This is a genomic window from Streptomyces sp. AK08-02, assembly GCF_033795085.1.
In the GTDB taxonomy this organism is placed as follows: Bacteria; Actinomycetota; Actinomycetes; order Streptomycetales; family Streptomycetaceae; genus Streptomyces; species Streptomyces echiniscabiei.
This window is the reverse complement of sequence record NZ_JARAZV010000054.1, coordinates 1-753: the sequence shown is the minus strand read 5'-3', so window position 1 is coordinate 753 and position 753 is coordinate 1. Positions and strand designations below refer to the sequence as shown.

Below are 753 nucleotides of genomic sequence, written 5' to 3'. Positions count from 1 at the left end.
GCAGGCGTCAGTCCGTATACATCGCCTTACGGCTTCGCACGGACCTGTGTTTTTAGTAAACAGTCGCTTCTCGCTGGTCTCTGCGGCCACCCCCAGCTCATGAAGTAAATTCAATCACCGGTGATGGCCCCCCTTCTCCCGAAGTTACGGGGGCATTTTGCCGAGTTCCTTAACCATAGTTCACCCGAACGCCTCGGTATTCTCTACCTGACCACCTGAGTCGGTTTAGGGTACGGGCCGCCATGAAACTCGCTAGAGGCTTTTCTCGACAGCATAGGATCATCCACTTCACCACAATCGGCTCGGCATCAGGTCTCAGCCTTAATGTGCGACGGATTTACCTATCGCACGGCCTACACCCTTACCCCGGGACAACCACCGCCCGGGATGGACTACCTTCCTGCGTCACCCCATCACTCACCTACTGCAGATCTGGTCCGTCGGCTCCACCACTCCCCCTTGCCCGAAGGCTCCGGGGCGGCTTCACGGACTTAGCATCGCCTGGTTCAATGTTTGACGCTTCACAGCGGGTACCGGAATATCAACCGGTTATCCATCGACTACGCCTGTCGGCCTCGCCTTAGGTCCCGACTTACCCTGGGCAGATCAGCTTGACCCAGGAACCCTTAGTCAATCGGCGCACACGTTTCCCACGTGTGTATCGCTACTCATGCCTGCATTCTCACTCGTGAACCGTCCACCACTAGCTTCCGCTGCAGCTTCACCCGGCACACGACGCTCCCCTACCCATCC

General features: G+C 57.6%; 1 rRNA gene. It reads right to left on the bottom strand.

Features of this window, described 5'->3' with window-relative positions:
- A 23S ribosomal RNA gene (locus PV734_RS45710) occupies positions 1-753 on the bottom strand; the annotation flags it as partial.